The organism is Paenibacillus sp. FSL R7-0652 (genome assembly GCF_038595045.1).
Classification (GTDB): Bacteria; Bacillota; Bacilli; order Paenibacillales; family Paenibacillaceae; genus Paenibacillus.
Window position 1 is genome coordinate 6,567,716 of record NZ_CP152001.1, and the last position, 22,678, is coordinate 6,590,393.

At 44.8% G+C, this 22,678-nt stretch carries 13 protein-coding genes and 1 pseudogene; 4 read left to right on the forward strand and 10 right to left on the reverse strand.

Annotation, left to right across the window (positions count from 1 at the left end; translation table 11 throughout):
* Positions 1-3: 3 nt before the first annotated feature.
* From MKY97_RS28560 to MKY97_RS28570, 3 genes are all read right to left on the reverse strand, one after another.
* Positions 4-2,295, reverse strand: a complete 2,292-nt coding sequence (locus tag MKY97_RS28560) for a glycosyltransferase family 2 protein (RefSeq protein ID WP_342553505.1) — start codon at positions 2,293-2,295, stop codon at positions 4-6.
* On the reverse strand, positions 2,295-3,389 hold the full coding sequence (locus tag MKY97_RS28565; RefSeq protein WP_342553506.1) for a bifunctional glycosyltransferase family 2/GtrA family protein: 1,095 nt from the start codon (positions 3,387-3,389) through the stop codon (positions 2,295-2,297). The genes MKY97_RS28560 and MKY97_RS28565 overlap by 1 nt, the downstream gene beginning before the upstream one ends.
* Before the next feature lie 318 nt (positions 3,390-3,707).
* Entirely contained in the window at positions 3,708-4,976 is a 1,269-nt protein-coding gene (locus MKY97_RS28570) for an OFA family MFS transporter (RefSeq protein ID WP_342553507.1), read from the reverse strand.
* 286 nt (positions 4,977-5,262) lie between these two features.
* Between MKY97_RS28570 and MKY97_RS28575 the strand changes: the two genes are divergently transcribed.
* Positions 5,263-5,985, forward strand: a complete 723-nt coding sequence (locus tag MKY97_RS28575; RefSeq protein WP_342553508.1) for a YheC/YheD family protein — start codon at positions 5,263-5,265, stop codon at positions 5,983-5,985.
* 191 nt (positions 5,986-6,176) lie between these two features.
* Positions 6,177-6,665 (forward strand): GNAT family N-acetyltransferase, encoded by a 489-nt coding sequence (locus tag MKY97_RS28580; RefSeq protein WP_342553509.1) that lies wholly within the window; start codon positions 6,177-6,179, stop codon positions 6,663-6,665.
* 124 nt (positions 6,666-6,789) lie between these two features.
* On the opposite strand, the gene MKY97_RS28585 is transcribed toward MKY97_RS28580, so the two are convergent.
* The 6 genes from MKY97_RS28585 to MKY97_RS28610 all read right to left on the reverse strand — a co-directional run bounded on the left by MKY97_RS28585 (position 6,790) and on the right by MKY97_RS28610 (position 13,762).
* Positions 6,790-7,125, reverse strand: coding sequence for a hypothetical protein (locus MKY97_RS28585; RefSeq protein ID WP_342553510.1), 336 nt, complete (start codon positions 7,123-7,125; stop codon positions 6,790-6,792).
* A 282-nt stretch (positions 7,126-7,407) separates the two neighbouring features.
* Positions 7,408-8,478 carry a hypothetical protein gene (locus MKY97_RS28590; RefSeq protein ID WP_342553511.1) on the reverse strand — a complete coding sequence of 357 codons (1,071 nt, stop codon included), beginning with the start codon at positions 8,476-8,478 and terminating at the stop codon, positions 7,408-7,410.
* 83 nt (positions 8,479-8,561) lie between these two features.
* Complete coding sequence (locus MKY97_RS28595) at positions 8,562-9,635, reverse strand: hypothetical protein (protein ID WP_342553512.1); 1,074 nt, start codon at positions 9,633-9,635, stop codon at positions 8,562-8,564.
* 115 nt (positions 9,636-9,750) lie between these two features.
* Positions 9,751-10,815 (reverse strand): hypothetical protein, encoded by a 1,065-nt coding sequence (locus MKY97_RS28600; protein WP_342553513.1) that lies wholly within the window; start codon positions 10,813-10,815, stop codon positions 9,751-9,753.
* On the reverse strand, positions 10,790-11,377 hold the full coding sequence (locus tag MKY97_RS28605) for a sigma-70 family RNA polymerase sigma factor (protein WP_342553514.1): 588 nt from the start codon (positions 11,375-11,377) through the stop codon (positions 10,790-10,792). The genes MKY97_RS28600 and MKY97_RS28605 overlap by 26 nt, the downstream gene beginning before the upstream one ends.
* Positions 11,378-11,632: 255 nt before the next feature.
* Positions 11,633-13,762, reverse strand: coding sequence for a 5'-nucleotidase C-terminal domain-containing protein (locus tag MKY97_RS28610; RefSeq protein ID WP_342553515.1), 2,130 nt, complete (start codon positions 13,760-13,762; stop codon positions 11,633-11,635).
* Between the two features lie 545 nt (positions 13,763-14,307).
* Here MKY97_RS28610 and MKY97_RS28615 point away from each other — a divergent pair.
* Both MKY97_RS28615 and MKY97_RS28620 read left to right on the forward strand, forming a co-directional pair.
* Complete coding sequence (locus MKY97_RS28615; RefSeq protein WP_342553516.1) at positions 14,308-14,934, forward strand: hypothetical protein; 627 nt, start codon at positions 14,308-14,310, stop codon at positions 14,932-14,934.
* A gap of 162 nt (positions 14,935-15,096) precedes the next feature.
* A pseudogene (locus MKY97_RS28620) lies at positions 15,097-16,259 on the forward strand (IS3 family transposase).
* Positions 16,260-16,358: 99 nt separating this feature from the next.
* Here MKY97_RS28620 and MKY97_RS28625 read toward each other — a convergent pair.
* Positions 16,359-22,664, reverse strand: coding sequence for an Ig-like domain-containing protein (locus MKY97_RS28625; protein ID WP_342553517.1), 6,306 nt, complete (start codon positions 22,662-22,664; stop codon positions 16,359-16,361).
* Between the last annotated feature and the right edge of the window lie 14 nt (positions 22,665-22,678).

Consider the following 22,678-nt stretch of genomic DNA (forward strand, 5'->3'; position numbering starts at 1 on the left):
CTCCTAACCCTCTTTGGTGAACCGCTCAGCCTGCGGACGGATCAAATCACTCAGCAGTTGATCAATCAAACCACGCCCCAGAATCTCATCGATGTTCTCCACGGAGAGAAGCACTTCACGTTTGTTCGCCGTTGTTTTACCGGTATGTCTCAAGACCACTTCGATATTACTGGCCGTATAAAAGATAACCTCTGACCCCTCGGCTATTTTGCCCTGCAGCCCGGTCGCAGAGAAGAAACGATAATTGAAGCTCAACAGCGTACAGCTCGCATGGTTCGTGAACGTTACGGGAAGATGGAGGGAAAGTCTCGGCATCTTCCGCTGATCGGGTCTAGGCTGAACAATCCGTTTTTTCACATTGCGCAGCATGTCATCATACGCAGTATCCCATAGATTCATCTGCTCTGGCAGCGAATGCTTCCGGTCATAGATGAGCTGCATGTATTGGCGATTATCCGCCTCACTGATCGGTTGGACCGTAGCCGAATAGCGCCAGCCTTCCCCATCTGCTTTGACATACACGATAACAGCATCCAGATTCGCTTCATATCGACTCGATTGGACCATCAAAGAGATTGTCTTCTGCTCTGGTAGGTAGATCGGGTACGGTACATAGAATGCGATGCCGTTCTCTGACAGGTCGACAGTTTGCGCCTCATAACGCAGTGGGCTGTCTGGATAACGAATCGTGAGCTCCTCCTGTGCCCGAATCCGCTCATTCTCCCGGTATGCACGGCGCCCGATCATGAAGAACAAGGCGTAGAACAAGGCTATCATATTGTGAACGAGCCAGAAGATAATAATGCTGCTGAAAAACAGAGCCATGCCGTACTTGCCATTAACATACCGGATGATTGCGGCGATGGACAGCAGCAGCAAAAAGATATGCGGAAGCGCATATTTCAGTGAGGCCATCCACTGGCGTCCGGTTGAACGACTTTTATTCGTTACCTTGAACTTTCGCTCCCGGATACCGACCGTTTCCAGAATGACAGGCCAGATTAGATAAGGCATAAAGATCGTATCAATGACCTGACTCCATCGCTGATTTCGTATGTTGCTGGACAGATAACGCATCGACAGACTATAGAAGAAATACGACGGCAGCCAGAAGATCAGAATCTGCCAGAAGGTTGTATTTACAATCTGAAAATCAAACAAAGCAAATAGAATTGGAGAAAGGATAAAGATCAGTCGATTAAAAAAAGACCACCAATACAAAAAACTGCTCACATAGGTCACTCTGGTCCAGAAAGGAAGCTTTCGGGAGAAGGGTGCGCGTGTATTTTGCAGACTCTGAATAATGCCCCTCGCCCAGCGAATCCGCTGTTTGATCATACTCGGAATCGTGGTAGTCGTCTGGCCCGCAGCCTGCACCTCCTGCGTGGCATACGTGATGTAACCTTCCTGCTGCAGCCGGATGCTTGTCTCGAAATCCTCCGTGATGGTATTCAGCGGGAAGCCCCCGATATCCATCATTCCCTGCCGGGAAATTACCGTATTACTGCCCGTATATGCAACCGCATTAGATGCATTGCGCAGAATATTCACTTCACGGGAGAAGAAATCCTGTTCATTCGGGATGCCCTGCTCCGCATAGAGATTAAACTGGAACAGATCCGGGTTGTAGAAACTCTGCGGTGTCTGAACCAGCCCCAGCTTAAAGGTGGGGTCGATCTCATCTTCACGCCGTAGGCGCCATTCTCCATTTTCTTCAATAAATGTGGAGAGCATAAAATAAGGGACTGTTTTCATCAGAAACGTATGCTGCGGAATCATATCTGCATCAAAGGTTGCAATCAGGGGAGAAGATGTCTTGCTCAGCGCATTGTTCAGGTTGCCTGATTTGGCATCCTTGTTGCCGGGGAACCCCAGATAGCCTACACCGAACTGATTCGCCAGTTCCTCCACTGCTGGTCTTGCACCGTCATCACACAGGTAGATGTGTACCTTCGACTTGTCCGGGTAATCCATAAACGTACAGGCATTCACAGTTTTATATAAGAGGTCAACAGGTTCATTATGGGTTGCTATAAATACATCAACATGCGGGTAATATTCGTCCGGAATCACCGGAAAATCGAGCTGAGCCCGCTTCTTCTGCATCTTTTGGAAAAATAACTCGAAGGTTGTTCCTACCGTGATGGTCTCGGCTGCAATGAGCAGCATGCCAAATATGACATTCAGCACACCTTCTCCCCATGGAAGCGTAAAGAACGCACGCCAGATCAAATAGATCGTCATGAGGATCATCGTAATGATGAAAAATACATTTTGTCTTTTCTCGTTCTGCACTACTGCTGCTGCCTCCTTGCCGCAAATACCCATCTCCGCTGCAGTTGGAAGCTGAGCAGAAACAAGATCGCGTCACATACAAACTTCGCCGCCTTCTCATCCACAAGGAATAGGGTATGCGATAAATAAACACCGGTGCTCGACAGCAGAATAATCAAGCCGCACAGCGTCAAATAACGCCAAAGACTCCCCCGGCTGTCTTCCTTCCGGAATACAAAATACTTATTGAGCACGTAATTCACAACAATAGATATCACACGCGCGATAACGGTGGCGAGCAGAATTCTTAAATAATGCTGTTCCCCCATGATCGGACGCAGAAAGTCGATCAGAAACCAGGCAATGCCCAGATCGACCACGGAGCTGGCCAGCGACGACGAGATGAAACGGAAGAAATTCGCAAACAGTACCCCCATCACCCGAGCACTATCCTGAATGGCTTTGAAATGCGTACCAGCATTACAGTTTTCGTAGATTACCTGAATGGGCACCGTCTGGATGGTGATCCCGGACTGAATACAGGAGATCAGCATCTGCAGCTCATATTCAAACCGTTTGCCGCGCACATTCAGCATAAACGGCAATAACCCTGTGCTGAAGGCGCGAAGCCCTGTCTGGGTATCCGATAGTTTCTTACCGTATAACAGGGCAAAAATAAACGAAGTCATTCGGTTCCCAAGCAAAGACTTGGGGGGAATGCCGCCCTCACTGAAATCCCGCACACCAAGCAGCAGATCATCGGGATGACGCTTAGCTTCCTGTGCAATTCGGTACACGTCCTCCGCTGCATGCTGGCCATCTGAATCCGCAGTAACAACATAATGAGCCCGCCCGTAGTGCTGTACTATGTAACGAAATCCGGTCTTCAGTGCTTCACCTTTCCCCTGATTCTCCGTATGCCTCAGCAGCGCACACCCATTGTCTTCTAATTCTTCGAAGATGGACTGGTAGGCTTCACCAGAACCATCATCTACAACAACTAATTTGGTAAAACCATAATCCTGCAGCTGACGTACATAGGATAAAAGTCTATCATCTGGTTCCAGGGAAGGAATAAGGATGATCGTCTCTTCCTTTTCTCTAGCTATAATCATTCGAAACGAGCCCCAATTCGACAAATTTTTACAATGCTTGCTGCATATTTGCGCTAATATCTTCCTTGAATATAGGAGAGTATACCACCGAAAACGAGGGCCGTAAACGAGTATTTTTGTAATCTACTGGTAAAAAAGGTGTGTATATCATGCAGCGCTTTATAGTCTTAAAAGACTACCCATTTAAGACAAGAACGCTCTTTTTGACGAAACATGAAAACCACCCGTGTATTCACAGGTGGTTCGGTTCATTTTGTATCCTATGATCTATATGTCAGCTGATTCAAACATTCTATGATCGAATCAGAAAAGTCTTTTTTACACTGTCACTTTTGTGTTGTTATTAGAACTTCTACTCTGATACTTAACGGCCCATTTGTAGACGAAGGTAAGAATGAAGCCAGTCAGACCACAAATCGCTGCAATAACAAAAGCTCTCTGATAACTGCCGTCTAGGCTGTACACATTTCTCATGATGGAAGGTCCGAAATAACCCGCCAGCGCAAATCCGATGAACATAATCCCATAATTGACACTGTTGTTTTTGGCCCCGAACTGATCTGCCGTAAAGCCGGGGAATACCCCCATTAAGGCACCAAAGCTTAGACCAATCATGGAAATTCCCATATAAAATGTGACTGCACTGCTCTCTCCTGATAAATAAAGCAGAATCAGCCCGGCCACGGATAACAGAGACGTGATGGCAAGTGTATTGATTCGGCCAATTTTGTCTGATACATATCCTGCCAGAATGCGTCCGCCTGTGTTAAATAATGCCAGGACAGACACAACAGTAGTCGCAGCCGCAGCAGATAAACCAACCATTTTCTGCGCGATCGGTGAGGCTTGGGATACGCACATAAGTCCGGCAAAAGCTCCACTAATGAGCAGCAGTATCATAACATAGAAAATCGGGCTTGCAAGCATGCCTTTCCAGTTTTTATCCTCTGTCGCAGCACGACTGAACTCGGCTTTCTTCGGTGCCCATCCAGACGGAACGAAGTCAGCCGGACATTTTTCAATGAAGAACGAAGCCCCACAGATAATAATAAGAAAAGTAATCCCGATGATAATGAATGCAGAAGTTATACCCGAGCCGCTAATAATAACATTGGCGATCGGAGGAATGATTACAGAACTTAAACCATAAGCAGCCGTGGTTACACCCCCAACCAATCCACGTTTATCCGGAAAAAATTTGATGGAGTTGCTGATAGTACATCCGTAGATCATACCTGTTCCCAAGCCAAGTACGATCCCGTAGGCAAATACCAGAAAACCTACCGAAGATGCAAATCCGGATAAAATCATGCCGCCCCCAAATAATAATCCGCCAATCAGAATAACGTTTTTCGGCCCAAACTTGTCGTTAATCCATCCGCCCGATATCATGGTAATCGGTCCTACCGAATTGCAGATTGTGAAAACAATAGCCAAATCCCCTGGTGTTAATGTACGCCCTGCAAGGCCGCTTAAATAAGCTGCCATTGGGGCAGAAAATACACTCCACGCATAGATGGAGCCAATACATAGATTGATAAAACAGCTTGCAATCAGAATAATCCATCTCTTTTTTGTCAGTTCCACTGAGATCTTTCTCCCTCACGATTGTATTGTGAAATAATTCACTATCTTGCGTTATAAAGCGTAGCACAGCTTACAAAACATAGCAATAACATCACGTACACCTTTAACTATTTTATAGACTCAAAAATTTAATATAGAGTTCACGGCAAAAAAGTCCGTGAATATTCATACCACTTAACCGAATTGTTGTTGTTGTTTTTAGACGAATGGCGGCTTATGTCGGAGACGGGTTTGATTTAGAATAGGAGGTGACGTAACCCCCTACCAAATCAAAGGCTGTGATGTAATGGGATTACAACGGGACAAATGGCTGCAGTATCGCGTCCTCAGCAGTGTACCTTTACTCGCCGGACGACTGCCTGAAACACAGCTGCTTGAGAAAGAAACGTTATCTCGAATGCTTCTTCAATATTCAGGCGTTGTGCTTAAACCCTGTGACGGACGTTACGGCAGAGACATTATATTCATACAGCGTCTGGAACTGGACACCTACCGTGTCCAAAACGAGAACAACACCATAACGATGCAAAATACAGATGAATTACAGGATTGGCTTGATCAGACTTACAGGAATCGCGATTATGTTGTGCAGCAGCGTCTTCATTTAGCCTGCATGCAGCATAGACCGTTCGATCTTCGAATTATGGTGCAGCGTAAAAAAAACAATTCCTCTCCATGGATCGTAACCGGCTCCTACGCCAAGGTTGCATCACGCGGTTACTTAGTGACCAATGTGACCAGCCGAATCATTCCTGCGCTCAAGGCACTGCAGTCTGCCCGTATAGGGGGGCGAAAGCTGCTCCTGCAAGTCAACCGGACTGCACTGCTGGCGGCCAAGAGTTTAGCAGCACACTATCCTGATCTAAGACAAGTAGGCTTTGACATGGGTGTGGATAAGAAAGGCCGAATCTGGATCATTGAGGGTAATTACCGCCCTAACCTGCGCCCTTTTCGCCGCTTGAAAGATTCCTCGATGTATCGCCGAATATTGTGGTATCAGAAGCATTAATCCAAGGCTTCACAACACCAAGGAACGGCTCACCATGGATCTGGTGAGCTGTTCCTTTCATTACAGATTTGATTAGATAACCCAGCAGCATTATGATATTTTCGAGAGAGAGTAAGACACGATATAATGGATAATGAGTCCAAACTATGCGGTATGGACATTGAAAATGGAACAAACATAGGAGAATACATATGAAAATAGTGGAGAGCTGCCGCATTCCTGCTGCGCAGCGGAATGATTTTTTTGCCGAACACTGGGGAAGTCCGAAGATGGTTATCTCAACAGGTATCTATTCCAGTGAGGCGCTGGATGGTTACGCAGTACTGAACGATCATGGAGAAATAAGAGGATATATTACATACGTTATGCATGATGATCGATGCGAAGTAACCTCGCTCGACAGTCTGGACGAGAATCAGGGGATCGGTTCAGCCCTCTTGAGAAGAGTAGAGGACACTGCAAGGCAGGCTTATCGGAATAGTATTCAACTGATCACGACAAACGATAACCTCCGCGCCCTTCTTTTTTATCAAAAAAGGGGTTACCAGATCATTCGTATTTATCCGGATGCCGTAGAGAAAGCAAGAGCTTTGAAACCAAGCATCCCTCTCGTGTCGGATCAAGGTATCCCCATAAGGGATGAACTGCTTTTGCAGAAGATACTGATATCCCATACTTGATCCATACATTAACATTAATGCATGTGATCATGATGCGAAAAAAGCAGCTCTCCATGAATGAATCTGGAGGGCCGCTTCTTATCTTATAAACTGTGGTAATTTAATTGATTCTATGCCGATACGGTTAACATTTCCGGCGGCGTCTAGCCGAACTTACCACACGCGTTACCCGGAACTGGTTCGGACCTACCTGTATGATGGCAAACTGGCTGTAAGATGTTCCAGATGACGTGTACGGTTCGGCTGCGATATTGCCACTTGGTGTTCTTACTGTTGCTGTGATTCGAGTGACCAGACATACCCCACGTCCAGAAGCCTGCCATGTTTCTTCACGCTGTACACTGTATTGATCATTGCTGCAAAAGATGGATGCATACTCAACGGCTCCATACGCATTAAACGGAGTAGAGTTATAAATCTGGACTGGATCATATCCACCTGTGGGTCTTCTCGTTCCCATTCTCATAACCTCCTTCATTTTGATAGTTTATTAGATGCAGCAGATTGATTTTGGTGAGAGATAGAAGTGGACAAGGCAGAAAAAGTGTGTTCGTCCAATCCGTACTGCCCAACGAGTGGTCATGATGGGGATGTACCTTGTTTCATGGCTATAGCCGTACTAAAAGCAAAAGCCCCTCCGAAATACGGAGAGGCTTCCTGGACGAAACACGAATGATCTTCTTGAATCTGGAACGTTCATCTGGAAGATGAATCATCACAGCTGCAGATTTTTACATTTGAATTAGTTGATTAATATTTTGGGTTGTTCATTGGCAGGTCCTACGATCGTGTTTCCACCGAAACTGAGATGCTGACCATTCTTCTCTACGATGAAGCTGTTAAACGATCCATCAGCATTCATGGTGGCCAAGACTGTAGGAGCCCCCTGTTTGGTAAACGTCATTTGATCCTTATCCCATGCATTTGTTCCTCTTGCTCCTTTATATCCCTTCAAATCAAAATTTATCATTGCTTTTGCATCTTTCACTGCATTCTTCATTAATGTATCCAACGTCAGCTTCTTAAGCTTTGCATCTTTTGCTTTTTCTTTCTTCTGGAATTCGTTGTAATCATCTATGCCCTTACCATTACTTTGAACGCCTGCTTGAAGCACTTCCAACGTTTGATCCTCAATGGCAAAGCTCACATCCATCGTTTTTGATTTAAACTTATATTGATATACACTTGGTTTGCCATCAAGGACAAACACACGATCCAGCTTTTCCCCTTTCTTGACCTTACCATTGGTAAGCTTGGATAATACCTGAGCAGCCTGTTTCTGCACGCTTGCCGGGGCATTGTCAGGTGTATAATTTACGCCATGCACATCCCCGTTTTCTTCCATATAGACTTGTTTATTTTGTTTGGCATTCGATGAGATTGTACCCACACGGTAGATCGACTCTGAGATACTCACGTATTTGGGTTCTTCTCCTGGGAACAACGTTTCCCAAGCTTCCTTCAGTTTGCTTTGATACTTCCCACCGTTTAAATCTTCATAATTAATTGTGATACCGATATCATCCAGCTTTCCATTCGTTCTGTAGGAAATCGTATCATATTTGAAATTTTCCCTTTTAAAGCTCACAAAATCTTTCATGGCCTTTCCTTGAATTAACTTATAGGTATTGCCTGTGAGCTCTTTCAGTTTATCCTGAGCCTGCTGCATAAGCTTCTGATCTGCTTTAACATGCTGTGAAGCATTAATATTTACCTTGTTAGCCGAATCTGCTTGGACAGGCGCCTGACATCCCAGCAAACTTCCTGATAATAAAGCTACCCCGATCATAGGGAAAATTTTCTTTCTGTTCATATGAATGAATTCCTTTCTTTTAAAACCTCATAATTAAGATGAACTATAATTGCATCTCCAAGCTGCTTTTTAATGCAGATCAGTCAGTCCAATATTAATTTGAGCTCTTCATTTGGAGGACCTGCGATGGTCATCCCGTAAAAATCGATTGTCTGATCATACTTATCAACGGTAAAGCTGCTGAACGAACCGTCTTTATTAAATCTGCCGGTAACTGAAGGTGCTCCTTCTTTGGTGAACGTCATATAATCTTCGTCCCATGCGTTTGCTCCGCTCGTTCCCTTGTATCCTTTCAAATCCAAGTCCATCATCTTTTTCGCATCTTTCACGGCGTTCTCCAATAAAGTGTCCAACGTCAACTTCTTCAGCTCTGCACTTTTTTCATTTTCTCGTTTCTGGAATTCTTCATAATTATCTACACCCTTACCGTCCTTAAGATATACATCGGCTTGGAGCAGTTCAAGCGTCTGTTCTTCGATGGCAAAGCTCACATTCATTGTTTTGGTTTTATACTTATATTGATACACATTCGGTTTACCATCACGGACATACATCCGATCTAACTTGGCACCCTGCTTGATCTTTCCATCCGTAAGCCTGGATAATACTTCAGCAGCCTCCTCCTGCAAGCTTGCCGGGGCTTCGCCAGGAGCATAATCTATACCATAAACCTTGCCATTCTCCTGCATATATATTTGTTTATTTTGCAGAGCATTCGAGGAGATTGTGCCCTCATAGTAGATGGACTCTGAGATATTCACATATTTCGGTTCTTCCCCTGGAAATAACGTCTCCCACGTTTCCTTCAGTTTGGCTTGATATTTGCCACCATTCAGGTCTTCATAATTGATTTTAATACCGATCGTTTCGAGCTTTCCATTCGCTTTATAAGCGATAATGTCGTCCTTGACACTATCTCTTTTAAAATGGATCGCATCCTTCCCTGTTACTCCTTGAATTAACGTATACGTATTTCCTGTCAATTCTCTAAGCTTATCCTGAGCCTTTTGCATAGGGGTTTGCTCTAATGCAGCACTTTGTTTAATGTTTTTATTTACGTTGTTATACGCATTGGTTTGATTCGTTGTATCGAATCCAAGCAAACTCCCTGATAATAAAGCTGCTCCGACGATAGGAAAAATTATTTTTTTGTTCATAAGAATAAACTCCTTTATTTTTTATTTACTTACCCGCAGTTTTAAATGGAATGTTTCAGTTACGTTGAAATAAATCTGTGAACTCAGCAGTCATCACCCCCTTTCATTGCATGAATTAGTCCGTGCCTTTCTCAGATAACTGCCTTAAATCAATTTTAATAGAATAGATCGTTCCTTTAGAGGTGTACACCGCCGTCACGTCTGGAGAACCCGCTTTGGTGAACGTTAAGGTATCGAATCGGTATTCAAGTTTGGATACGTTATAATCAGTCAAGTCCAAGTTCATCCACACTTTAGCTTGTTTCACGGCTTCTTCACGAATGCTGCCCAGCTCAATGGCTTTTGTTTTCTCAACCAAGTCACGATATCTATTTTTATCATCCTCCAATTTATGGAGTTGATCCGACAACGGAAAAGCTACAATGCTTGTGATCTGATTCGTATTTTTTTGTACATCAATGAGGATAGAACCTTTTTCTGTGTTGTATACGAACTTATATACCGGGTTTTGATTGGGTCTTAGAACCATTCGATTCACTGACCTTTTACTTTGTTTAAAATTCCCAACTTTATTGAAAACTCGATCTGCTGCATCTACTGCCGCATCTGGTACCTGGTTCTCTCCAATCGGCTGTGCCGCATAATACCAGTTACCTTCGTCAAATTGGATGGATCTGTTTTCGTTTCGCGCCTCTATGTGAAATTTGCCCTTATCATACTCGTACATAATCACATCATGAATTGCTTCTCCTTGGGGGAAAATCTCATTCCAAACCCTCTGCAGCTGACCTTTAAACTCTTGATCCTCAATGTCATCAAAGCGAATCATACCCGAGTGGAATTTTTTATTCCCATCTAAACCTTTTACATAAAGAGTATCGGCCTTCTCATTTGGATTCACTTTCATTTCTTGGGCAAACGGATTAATATACTCCAGCAGTGATAGACGTTCTATGGCTTGAGCCATAACAGGAGTTAGAGACACACAAAACGCAACCGATGCCGCTGCGATGACTCCCACTTTTCTTGTAAAGAATGGCTTTTGTCTTGACTCGTTTTTGGATTCAAGTTTTTGTACAATCTGTTGACTCATGCTGTGCTCTGGCGTATCCGTATCGCGAATCATCTGCTCCACTTGGTGAACACTTAACTTTTTAGACGGATTTGGTGATCGACGCATTCACTGTTCCTCCTTCGTTAACTTCCTTTGTCTGCAGTTTCTTGCGAAGACGTTCATACTTTTTTCGCACAGTAGCGGGTTTCATATTCATAATTTCACTAATCTCGTTAAAGTTATATTGATGTATCGCACGTAGAACGATTATATGTCTCTCTTCGGTCGTCAGTAAGTTTAGATAATCCTTCAGTGTCGTTTGACCGTCTATTGGCTGAGGTGAAGGTTCAGGCTGATTATATTTATAACGATCTATAAAACGAAACCACCTTTTTTTGCTCCTGATTTGATTCAGACTGTGATTGTAGGCAATTTTGTACAGCCATGCCGAGAACGTCATATGGGGACGATACTTATGTATCTGTTCATACACTCTGATAAATATTTCTTGCAGCGCATCCTCGGCTTCTTCCTTGTTTTTGAGAATATGATAACAATAGATATACATTGGTTTTTCAAATTTTCTTATAATGGACGCGAATGCTTCCTTATCGCCAAGTTTGGTTCTTTCAACCAGCATCTCAATTTCTTCTGAGTTTGATTTATGCTCTCTATAGTCTCTATCCAAAAATCTTACCCCCTCCCGCCTACACTCTTAAAACACCGAAGCAGCTCTTTTTGTGACAGCAGCATCAAAATAATTATTGGGTGACCTCACTGACCTTGAAATGGTAAAAAGAAAAACGCAGCCTATAATGGAAATAGCACCCTTCGAGATAAACCTTCACGTAACTCAACTAATGAGAGGTTTATGTATAGAAGGGTGCTTATTTTCCTACAGATGTGTTTTCGGTCTTACGATAGATTAGGCATATGTTCTAGATTATGAAGCTTTGGCCGCAGCCGCTTTTTCGATCAAAGCTTTGGCATCATTCATTGAAATGCCTTGTTTCGGTTGAAGCAGCTTGCTATCAGCTGTACCAAAAATCCCTTTGTTAATCAATTTAGCCAGAGAATCCACAGCATATTTTGAAACGGTCTGACCATCTTCAAAACCTGCAATAACTACAGCCGCATCTTGACCTGAAGCTTGATCCTTCAGAAGCTTCGCGAGGATTACAGCCGCTTCTTCACGAGTGATCTCACGATCTGGGTAGAAGTTACCGCTGTAGCCTTGAATTAAGCCGGCTTTAGTCGCTTCAGCAACTGCATCCGCATAGGCAGCATTAGGTGAAACATCCTGATATGAAGGTGCTTTAGATACTTCGTTAAGCTGCAGCATATCTACCAGTGCAGTTACAAATGCAGCACGAGTAATGGGATCATTGTTAACTGGTGCTGGTGTTTCTGCTGGCTCTGCAGATGCAGCCAGATTCGTAATACGTCCTTCTTTTTTGGCTTGAATATCGCCGCCTTTGAACGTATCCACGATGTACTTATAGAATACATCCAGATCAATTGGACCAGCCAAGGATGATTTTGCTTCGACAAGTACCTTGTAGTTATCTCCACCTGCGGCCATGAAGTTGTTCACAACAGCGGTATACGTTTGTTTAGGATTAACCGGTGTACCATCTTCCAGACTAAGGCTTGTAACACGTTCAGCAGCCGGCTTGCTGAAGTCAGCTGTGTATTTCAGACCAGCAATTTGCAATGTTTTCGTATTTGGTGTGCCATCCGCATTGGTACCCCACTGCTGCAGCAGCAGTGTTTTTACCTGCTCGCCAGTCAGCTCCAGCTTGACAAGCGTGTTACCGAAAGGCTGGATTTTAGCCAGGTCGGCAAAGGTCACATCCCCTTTTGGCAGATCCGCACGGATACCGCCTGGATTCATAAATGCAAAATCCGCCTTGCCTGCTTTATCTCCGAAGTCCGCTTGACGCATCGCATCTGCAATCAGGTTGCCCAGTGGGGCTTCGTTATTATAAGCATCTGTGCGCAGAACAGAACCATCTGTTGTACCTACTGGCTTGGTCAGCTCAGGGTGTTTGTCCAAGGACTTTTTAATAATAGCGAGTGTTTCAGGATCTTCTTTTACACCCTCTTGGAAGGTTGTAGTCACAGTAGCTGATTTCTCCTTTACATCTCCGGTAACCGGGTCAATCATCAGTTTGATATCTTCAAATGCTGTACCATAGGAGTACGCTTGCACGATCAATTTCCCATTCACTTCACCGTTCGCCAGAGCGTGGTTATCGCCAGCAACGATGACATCAACAGGAGAGTCTGCTGGCAAAGCTTTCGCCAGATCAGCTGCTTCTCCGGTCGTTACACCTTCTTTGGTGGAAGCCGGATCATGCGCCAGAACGATGATCGTCTCTACACCTTGATCCTGCAATTCTTTTGCATATTTATTAACGGCAGCAACTTCTTCTTCAGCACTCAGGAATCGCACACCTGCAGTACCTGATGGAGAAACTTTGTTTGGCGTGGATTTGGTTACAAGTCCGATGAATCCGATTTTAACGCCGCCGACTTCTTTAATGACATACGGTTTGATCAGGGGTTTGCCTGTGGACGTTTCAATTACGTTTGCATTCACATAATCAAATTTAGCACCGGCATGAGTAACCTTGCCTTCTTTTGGATCAAGACCACCGAAGATTTGTGCTTTCAATGCGGCGATCCCTTGGTCAAATTCATGGTTGCCCAGAGAGCCGACATCAAAGCCCATCATATTCATCCATTCCATTGTAGGCTCATCACGATCAAGGGATGAGACTGGAGCAGATGCACCGACAGAGTCCCCGTTGTGGAACAGCAGGGAATGCTCATATTTGGCTTGAGCTTCTTTGAGATAGGTTGCTAGAATTGGAGCCGATCCTGCCTTCTTATCACCTACCATCGATGTGGTATCGAGCTGGCCGTGAAAGTCGTTGATGCCAATTAAGTGCACCTCTACATCTTTTCCTGCGGCAGAGACCGAACCTGCTGCACCGAGCAGCTGTGTAAGTAATAGTGCAGCAGCTGCTGCCCGAATGGTGCTTTTCCCCAAAACATTTTTCCAAGTCATGCGTGAACCAAACCCCTCTCCTATTTCAGATCCTGAGATATTTTACCATAGTTTAATTCGCAAAAGTGGAAGATTATATTAAATCTATGTAAAAATCTGCGAGTTTATCGGAGAGGGTAATTAAGCTCAATAGATTAGGACTCATAAAATTGAAAATTATGTATTTTAACTTTTTAGTTGCTATAGTGGAATAAAATGTTATATATTTTATTTGTAATCATCTTATATCCCTGTTAAATGAACATCACCCTCTTTAATACAGCCTGCCTTTTGAGAAACTTCAGGAAATTCCTATCTCAATTTTGATTTAGATATAAATGGATCCTTATATACATTGTAAAAGCAGGACATTTCTATTAAAGGAGGTGACTCTGAGAGCATAAAATCTCTTGATTTCCCGTTAACCACCTCTGGGGGATGTGATGACTGCTCTTTCACCACTCCTGGCCGAACGCCGTGCAGCCTTACGCAGCAGCTGTAAGAAGGTATTTGTATTGTACTAGGCATCGATCTTAACCATTCTAAGGAGTATAGGAGTGTGTTCAATGAGAGCACTATTTATCCCCAGATCTTTTCGCATTTTTATTGCCTGCTTATTAATACTGACCTTTGCCGTACCTGCAACAGCTTCCGCAGGTTATCTTGGAGATAAACTCCTGATCGGTCAAAGCATGCAAAAGGGAGACTATCTCACCTCCCAGGATGGCAGATTTACAGCCATTTGGCAGGATGACGGGAACTTTGTGATCTATCAGAATGGTTCTTCCCTTTGGAGCAGTGGTACGAGTAAAAATGGAGCCCTTTCTTTTAAATTCGAACCTCAATACGGGAAACCCGTGATGTATAAATATGCAATGAAATATCAGGATGTTTACCAGTATGCTTATCGCTACGGCTTCAATCCCGCCACTGGTAAATTTGAATATTTCTATGGCTGGGGCTGGGATAAAATTTTGGTGCCTGACACGTCCAAATTAGTATCTGCCTGGACTCCGAATACCGAAACCTGGATTTCAGGGCACCACGGCAGCGGGCTCCCAACCAGTACAACAGGGGATACGCTGATCATGCAGAATGACGGAAACCTTGTACTCTATAACACAACCTTGACCACCCCCTATTACCCGAACAGCTGGATTCCAGTCTGGGCATCCAATACGGGCGGACGTTAGGAGAATAGAACTGGCGAGTCGTTTTCGGTGAATAGTACTCACTATGAATAGGGAAAAGCCGAAGCTGGAATAACTCCAGTGGTATTATCCCCTTTTAGTAGACATGAGAAAAAAGACATCTGTTAAGATGAACTTAATCATGTAAACGAAGGGGGTTTTTTCATGGCTAAAAAAGGACAAACATACCGGCGGTACTCCTTGGAGTTGAAATTGGAGGCCGTCCGGCTGGTCAACGAAGAACATATGAGTATACGTGAAGTAGCGACACGTTTAGATATTCAAAATAAATCTCAGGTACAAGTGTGGGCAGCCAAAGCGAAACAGGGAATGAGTCTAGAACCTGCTATACCCAAACGTGGACGCCCTAGAACCAAGTTTTCCAGTATGGAAGAAGAGATGGCGTATTTGCGGGCGGAGATTGAATACTTAAAAAAGCGGTATCCAAATCTACACAAGGAGTGACGAGTAAAGCAGCCAGATTTCAAATCATTGAGGACCTGAGAGCACGCCATGGTCTGGCTTGGCTCTTGAAGTTAGCTGCGGTTTCCCGCTCGGGTTATTACAAGTGGAGAAAAAGCATAGCAGCCGCAAAAGAGCGTAGACACAAAGAACATGAACTAGAATCCCATTTGCTTGCCATTCATCGCGTGCATCCTTACTTTGGCTATCTTCGAATGACCGTTGCTTTACGACGGGAAGGCCTTCGAGTCAACCACAAAAAGGTGTACCGATTAATGAAACAATTAGGCATCTGTTCTGTCATTCGAAAAAAGCGTCGATTCTTTGGAAAACAAGCCTCTGTGGTAAACCCGAATCGGCTGGAGCGTCAGTTTCAGGCGGATACACCACGAACGAAGCTGGTTACGGACATTACCTATATTCGTGCTGGAGAACACTTTGTGTATCTCTCTGTTATTCAAGATTTATACAATAACGAAATTGTAGCGTGGCATCTTTCTGAACGAAATGACCTCGCTTTGGTTCATGACACGCTGGACAGACTCCGTCAGCACGTGGATCTGAATGGCGTAATCCTACACTCAGATCAAGGATTTCAATATACGTCGAAGCCCTTTAACCGTAAACTAAACCAGCTCGGCATGCTAGGCAGTCACTCCAGGCGTGGAAATTGCTTAGATAATGCCTGTATTGAATCTTTTTTCTCTCATTTGAAGACGGAGAAGATTTATTTGAATAAGGCAGCTAACAAAGCAGAGGTTGAACAGCAAGTGAGTGAATACATATTGTTTTACAACCAAAACCGATTTCAGAAAAAACTAAACGACCGTTCCCCGGTGGAATACCGGGAAACAGCCGCAGCTTAAATCTTGTCTTTTTTGTACTGTCTACTTGACGGGGTTATGACCACCAGCTTCGGCTTTTTTAAATTTGCTTTTATTCTAATTTTTTAGAGCATCAACACGTTACCATAAATCTTCCGGAATGTATTTGATCATCGTTTCGGAACCATCTTCATTGATTTTGTACGTATGCGTCCTTGTCGCTTCCTCAACGTGTCCGAATGACCATCTGCCCGAACGGTTATCTGGATATGAAGCTTCAACACCAGTCAATGGGCCTCTGTACAGCATCCCGTTAATCATCTTGACGGCTTCTTCTCGGGTGATCTGACTGTTCGGTTGGAAGGAGCCGTCTTTGTATCCTCCTGCGATACCAAAACGGTACGTTTCATCAATGGACTGCTCTGCCCAGCTTCCCCCAATATCGGTAAACGAGCTGACTCGCAAAATAGGATCCATCTTTAGCTCCCTTGCAACTCCGAGATAACGGGCAATTGCTGTCGCGAGCTCTGCTCTTGTAATTGGTTGATCCGGCTTGAATGTGTTATCGGCATAACCTTTAAATATCTCTTTGTTTGCAACTGCTTCAATATATTCAGCACCCCAGTAGCCTGCAGCAGTATCGCTGAACGACTGGACGTGACGAACCTCATCTTGCAGCCGAAGCGTCCGGGCAAAGATCGCGGCAATCTCCGCACGGGTAATGAGTCGTCCTGGTTTAACGTTACCATCCGGATAACCCATAATGTACCGGTCATGCTTATGTTCGTAACGGTTAGAATACAGCATCACTTTAATCAAGGATGTGTCATCCTGTATGTTCACGAGCGTAAGCTTATGATCTGTACCTATTTTGGCAGTTATGGTCGCAAAATCCTCACCCATGTTCATATCATTAACCTTGAGTTTGAATGTTAGTTTACCCTGCGTTCCTTTTGCCAGCTTACCAACATTCCACTTGATTTCTTGATTCGTCACGATACCGCCATTTGCATCAGCTAAACTGAATCCCGAAGGGATGTTGGCTTTTACATACACTTCATCAGCGTCGATCCATGTCTTATTGGCATACATCACTGTAAAAGTAAGTGTATCACCTTCGCTGCCCTTCATTTTGTCGACAAGAATCGCTGCAGCGAGATCTATGGATTGAGATTGTGTAGGAACAGTCGTTGGCGGAACGCTGCCTGATGGAGCTGGACTTGTCGTAATGCTTGACGTGCTTGGTGTGCCTGTTCCCCCTCCGCCCGATGTAGACAGCGGTGTCATGCTGAAGTTGTACAGCACAATATCCGTGCCCACATGAATCAGCGGCTGATTTGGATCAACAACCCGGCTGTCAAAATCCTTATATCCTGCCTTCTTCGCAGTTAAATAATAATCTGTGTGCGGAAATACCATGAAAGCATACTGCCCTGCCGCATCACTCGTCTGCGGATTGGCGTTATCCGCTGGTGGGAAGCCATTTACCGGAGGCAGATTTACCACCGTCCCGTTACTGTAATGGAGTGTAACGACGGCGCCCGTTACCGGCTGACCTGTCACGGAATCTGTGATTGTACCGTACGGGTCAATGAGCACTTCACTGATGCTGATCTGTCCATCTGCGTTAATTCTAGTATCCACATGACCCACAACGATAGGCTGCGTACCGCCTCCCGGGAGTGGAATGTTATAGATGATCTTCGCTGTATAGTTACCCTTAAGCACACTATCAATATTGAATATTCCGTCTCGATTCACTTGGCCCGTATGATCCCCATTGCCATCATTGATCAAAACGTTATATCCGCCGCCCACCGTTCCGTCGAGCACCAACGAACCACCCTGTGATTGTGATTTTCCAACCAGGATAACACCCGATACGGTTTTATTCGCATCAAAAGAATGGCCATCTACACTTCCGCTTACCGGTACGTTTTGATTAAACGTGACAGCTTGCTTCTGGCCGCCGATAACTACTTGCTTCGTAATGGATACATCGTACGTCACATTCCCCTGCGGTATAGCAATGGTATATGCCCCATCACCTTCTGTAACGGCCACCGCATGAAAATCAGCAATGCCATCTCCGTCAAAATCTTTACTTACGGTAATTGAAGAACCTGCTAACGGATTCCCGGCTTGATCTGTTACTACGCCTGTAATAACACCAGGGGTAATTGTGATATAAATTGTATCGCTTACGTGAAGACCCTTTTGGCTATCATTAACTGCTGCAGTCAGCGGAATCGACACAGATCCCGTACCCCCAAGAACTGCTGCGGTAAAGGTTGCAATTGCAGTGCCTTTTGCATCCGTCACAACACGTATCGTGTTGGAATTCCCTGCAAAATGACCGTATGTTGTATCGGGCACTTCAAATACAACTTCAACACCTGCCTGTGGATGACCGTCTTTATCCATGACCACCGTCTTGAAGACAGATGTGGCTGTTCCATTACCAAGGATGGACGAAGGGTTGGCTGTCAGTGTTATTTCATAATCCACAAGCTCAAAGTCTGCGGTAACATGTCCGTTTGTGTTAACGTTCGCTGTGGACAGTGAAACTTCCCTATGTGCTGGGCTGTATCCATCACGAATGACTTCTAGAATGTATTTATTAATTACGACGTCTTCAAAAATGTACTTACCATTGGGATCGGTCGTAGTTCGCCCTTTCTCTTTACCTGCAAGATCACGCAAGATCACGGCAGCACCCGATACCGGATTTTGGGTATCTTTGTCTGTGATCGTACCATCAATGCTCGGGCTGCCAAGCACAATCGTTACTGTAGCTGTGTTCGACTGCCCCATTCCATCAAAGGCTTGATAAGTAAAGGTCACACTACCGGATGCCCGCTCATCTGCCACAAATGTGAATGATCCATCAGCATTCACATGCAGTATACCCTTGCTTGGATCTTTGAGTGGACTGACATTCACGGCAGTAAGTGAACCTGTACCATTCCCTGCAGCCTTGTCATTCGACAGAATGCCCGTTTCCAACGGGACGGTCAGGGTACTGCCTTTCACCACCCGATAACTGTCATCCTCAGCGGTAGGCAGGGCACTGAACTTTGCATAGTAGTCTCCGGCTGATGAAACTGTAAAGGTATACATGCTGTCCGTACTTACAGGAGTACCTGTGCCGCCTTCATTATCATACCATCCTACGAATGTATAACCTGCAGCTGGAATTGCCTTAATCACTGCTGGTTCACCAAGTCCGTGAACACCATCGCCTTCTGTTGTGCCCCCAGCATTACCAATGACATGAGTTGTGATTGGCACGGTAATGGTGATCGTAACCGCAGCTGTATTTGAATAGGCCGTCCCGTCAAAGGCTTGATACGTAAAGGCTGCCTCACCCGATGCTTCTGCATCGGCAGTGAAGGTAAACGATCCATCGGATTTCACATCCAGCGTGCCTTTACTTGGATCGCTAATCGGACTAATATTCATCACGTTGAGCAGATGATCCTCATCATCGATATCGTTTGAGAGCAGGCCTTTATCAACAGGGACATCAAGAGTATCCCCTCTCTGGATGCGATAGGCGTCGCTTTTCGCGATAGGCTTATGACCCGGTGGTGTAATCTCAATTGTTACCGTTGCTGTAATGGACAAGGCAATGCCATTATCAGCTTGGTAAGTGAACGTCACACTACCAGAAGCTTCTGCCTCTGCTTCAAATGTGAAAGATCCATCTGGGTTTGCATGCAGCGTACCCTTGCTTGAATCACTGATTGAACTTATACTCACTGCAGTCAGTGTACGATTCTCGGCATCTGTATCGTTGAGCAGTATGCCCTCTGCCGCTGGAACAGTGAGTGTTTCTCCCCTCACAACAGTGTAACTATCGTCATGAGCTACAGGCAGCGATATATATTTTGCATAATAATTTTGATCCGTCTGAACCGTGAACATGTAGGCTGTATTTGTGCTTACAGGCGTTCCTGTCCCTTCTGGATTGTCATACCATCCTACGAATGTATAACCCTTATTCGGAATAGCTGTGATGGTTGCAGATTCACCAATGTTATAGACTGCATCTCCCGCAGTTATTCCCCCTACGGCTCCGATAACATGTGTGTTGATCGCAGCTGTCGTCACGTTGGTTACATTGGTGGTGACCTTATTTGATACAAGGTTAACTCCCGTAATTACAGCAGTGTCACTATCCAACGTTTGCGGCGTATCAGGTGCCGTTTTGGTAAAAGTCAGCACCTTGCTGCCGTTAGCCGGAACATCAGTCTCTGTTTGTGTTTGGCCATCGCTATTGACGCTAAGGCCCGTTTTATCCGTATTTGTATAATTATAAATGGTAACTTTGTAGTCTATTGACCCATTAATCTGGACGCTTGCCGGGCCTGTCTTCATAATCCCCATCTGCAAATCGAGCTTCCCGTTGTTTCCAAGTCGCATGATTGCCCTGCCATCGCTCAAGGACTCCTCGGTTACATACGGTGCACCAATTCCATCTGTTTTGGAGATCGTCTGCTTACTTGTTAAAGCCTGATAATACGGACTATCCGTAGGTGGGAAGAAATACGCAGCTGTCTTCGCTCCAATAATGGCATTCCCCGAATTGATGTAACGGGATATGTCTCCCACTTGATCAGGAGATACCTGAAATATTGGTTTTACTTTATAGCCAATTTTATAAGAGCCGCCTGCTGGTGCACTATACTCTCCAGGCTTAGGAGCTGTTCGGTTCTTGAAGCGGTAAATATGTGCCTGCATATCATCTGCATTGATATACCATGTCAGACTGCTCACGCCTGCGACTGTCTTAATGACAGCTTTACTTTTGTGTCCAGCGAACGTATACGCTGTACCGCCAGTGATGACTGTACTTGTATCAATTACTGCAGATGAGTCCCCTATTTTCAATGTAGATAGATCCACAGCAAAGTCACTGCCAATTTCGTCAGTAACGACGATAGCACTCGCTATATCAGCTGTTTCCGAGCCTCCCAGATCCGTGGTTTCGGGTATGTTGAGAAGTGGAAGTATCGTCGTAGTGGACTCAACATCATTGGCTAGACCAGAGAAGGCTGATTTCACAAGGTCATATGTCGGGGCAAAGGTGTAGTAATTACTATACACAAAGGCATTCGCATAATTCAGTTGATCAGGATTCTGAGCTGCATATGTCTTCAGGCTGTCATACGTTTTTTTTGCCGTGCCGCCTTTATAGTTACTATCCTCTTTCTTTTCATTGACTGTTTTTGGGTCGAGCCCCGCCCACGCATACACAGGCTGATTATTGCTATTTGGTCCATTAATAGCTTCATTCGGGCCTAATCCCACGGTGTATACTTTAGTTTGAGTCGATGCTCCGTTGTATTCGGTATATTTTTTATCCATAAGGTCTTTCATGTATGCACCGGTGAGAATCGTCAACGCAGCGATTTCTGGATCGCCTGTACTTGCCAAACTTACACTGGCTGCAGGAGGCACATACTTTTTACTATCTGACCCGCTCTGATTATAGTTTGGAATCGTTACAGCATCGGTTATCGCATTGGCAAAATCATTCCCAAACGACCTTCCACTTGGTGATTTGTACCATACTTTTTTCGCATGAATTGCTGCCCCGTCCGATAGAAGGAACAAATACGGTTGACGCTTCGAGCCTGAATCATTTGTTCCTACTTTACTCATCGTCTTCGACACACCGTACATAATCCCGTCCTGGGTTGGTGTTCCTGCTCCCAGCTTAACTTCAGATTGGGTTCCGACAGCGTTCCCATCTTTGGTCAAGTTACGGTTCAAAGTAACCGTATGAATATTATTGTTATCTTTATTGTAAACCAGATAATCTTCTGCTTCATGGCCCGAACTGAATTCGTAATGGCCTAATTCCATAAATGTACCGAGATGGTTGGCGGAAGCCGACCCACCGAACCAATATACCGCAACGCGGTTTTTGGGATTGGCTTTCATAACGGTATGAATCGCTTCATTCGCAGCGATGGCCATAGCTTGTACGCGGAAATAGAGCTTGGAACCGCCTTCCTGTAATGCTATCTCTCTATTGGAGCCGCCCATTGAAGAACTCATATCCAAAATGAAAGTCACGTCTGCCGCCGCTCCGTCTGCATTACTATTCCCGCCAACACCTGGATTTGTTGAGTTTGAAGTCATATATTCTTGTGCCAATGCAGATAACTGAATATTGAATGTACCGTCGCTCTCTGCTGTAATACTCTTGTCTGTCCATATCCGTCCATCTGAGGCAGCTGTACCGAAACCGCTAGGCACCGTATCTGTTACCGGATCAGCAGTCAACTTCACTCGGTATTGATTGTAGTTCGCCTCTGCCGCAGTCGGAGCATTTGCCGCATGAGCTGTTGATCCGCTTAAAGGAGATAGACCACTAACTCCCAGAACCAAACATACGGTTAGCAGAGCAGAAATACATTTTTTGGTACCTTTAATCATTACTTTATGCCTCC

Coding starts and splice junctions, on each gene's coding strand:
- MKY97_RS28565 (WP_342553506.1), bottom strand. CDS start 3,389: ATGATTATAGCTAGAGAAAAGGAAGAGACGATCATCCTTATTCCTTCC.
- MKY97_RS28575 (WP_342553508.1), top strand. CDS start 5,263: ATGGGATTACAACGGGACAAATGGCTGCAGTATCGCGTCCTCAGCAGT.
- MKY97_RS28580 (WP_342553509.1), top strand. CDS start 6,177: ATGAAAATAGTGGAGAGCTGCCGCATTCCTGCTGCGCAGCGGAATGAT.
- MKY97_RS28585 (WP_342553510.1), bottom strand. CDS start 7,125: ATGGGAACGAGAAGACCCACAGGTGGATATGATCCAGTCCAGATTTAT.
- MKY97_RS28590 (WP_342553511.1), bottom strand. CDS start 8,478: ATGAACAGAAAGAAAATTTTCCCTATGATCGGGGTAGCTTTATTATCA.
- MKY97_RS28595 (WP_342553512.1), bottom strand. CDS start 9,635: ATGAACAAAAAAATAATTTTTCCTATCGTCGGAGCAGCTTTATTATCA.
- MKY97_RS28600 (WP_342553513.1), bottom strand. CDS start 10,815: ATGCGTCGATCACCAAATCCGTCTAAAAAGTTAAGTGTTCACCAAGTG.
- MKY97_RS28610 (WP_342553515.1), bottom strand. CDS start 13,762: ATGACTTGGAAAAATGTTTTGGGGAAAAGCACCATTCGGGCAGCAGCT.
- MKY97_RS28615 (WP_342553516.1), top strand. CDS start 14,308: ATGAGAGCACTATTTATCCCCAGATCTTTTCGCATTTTTATTGCCTGC.
- MKY97_RS28625 (WP_342553517.1), bottom strand. CDS start 22,664: ATGATTAAAGGTACCAAAAAATGTATTTCTGCTCTGCTAACCGTATGT.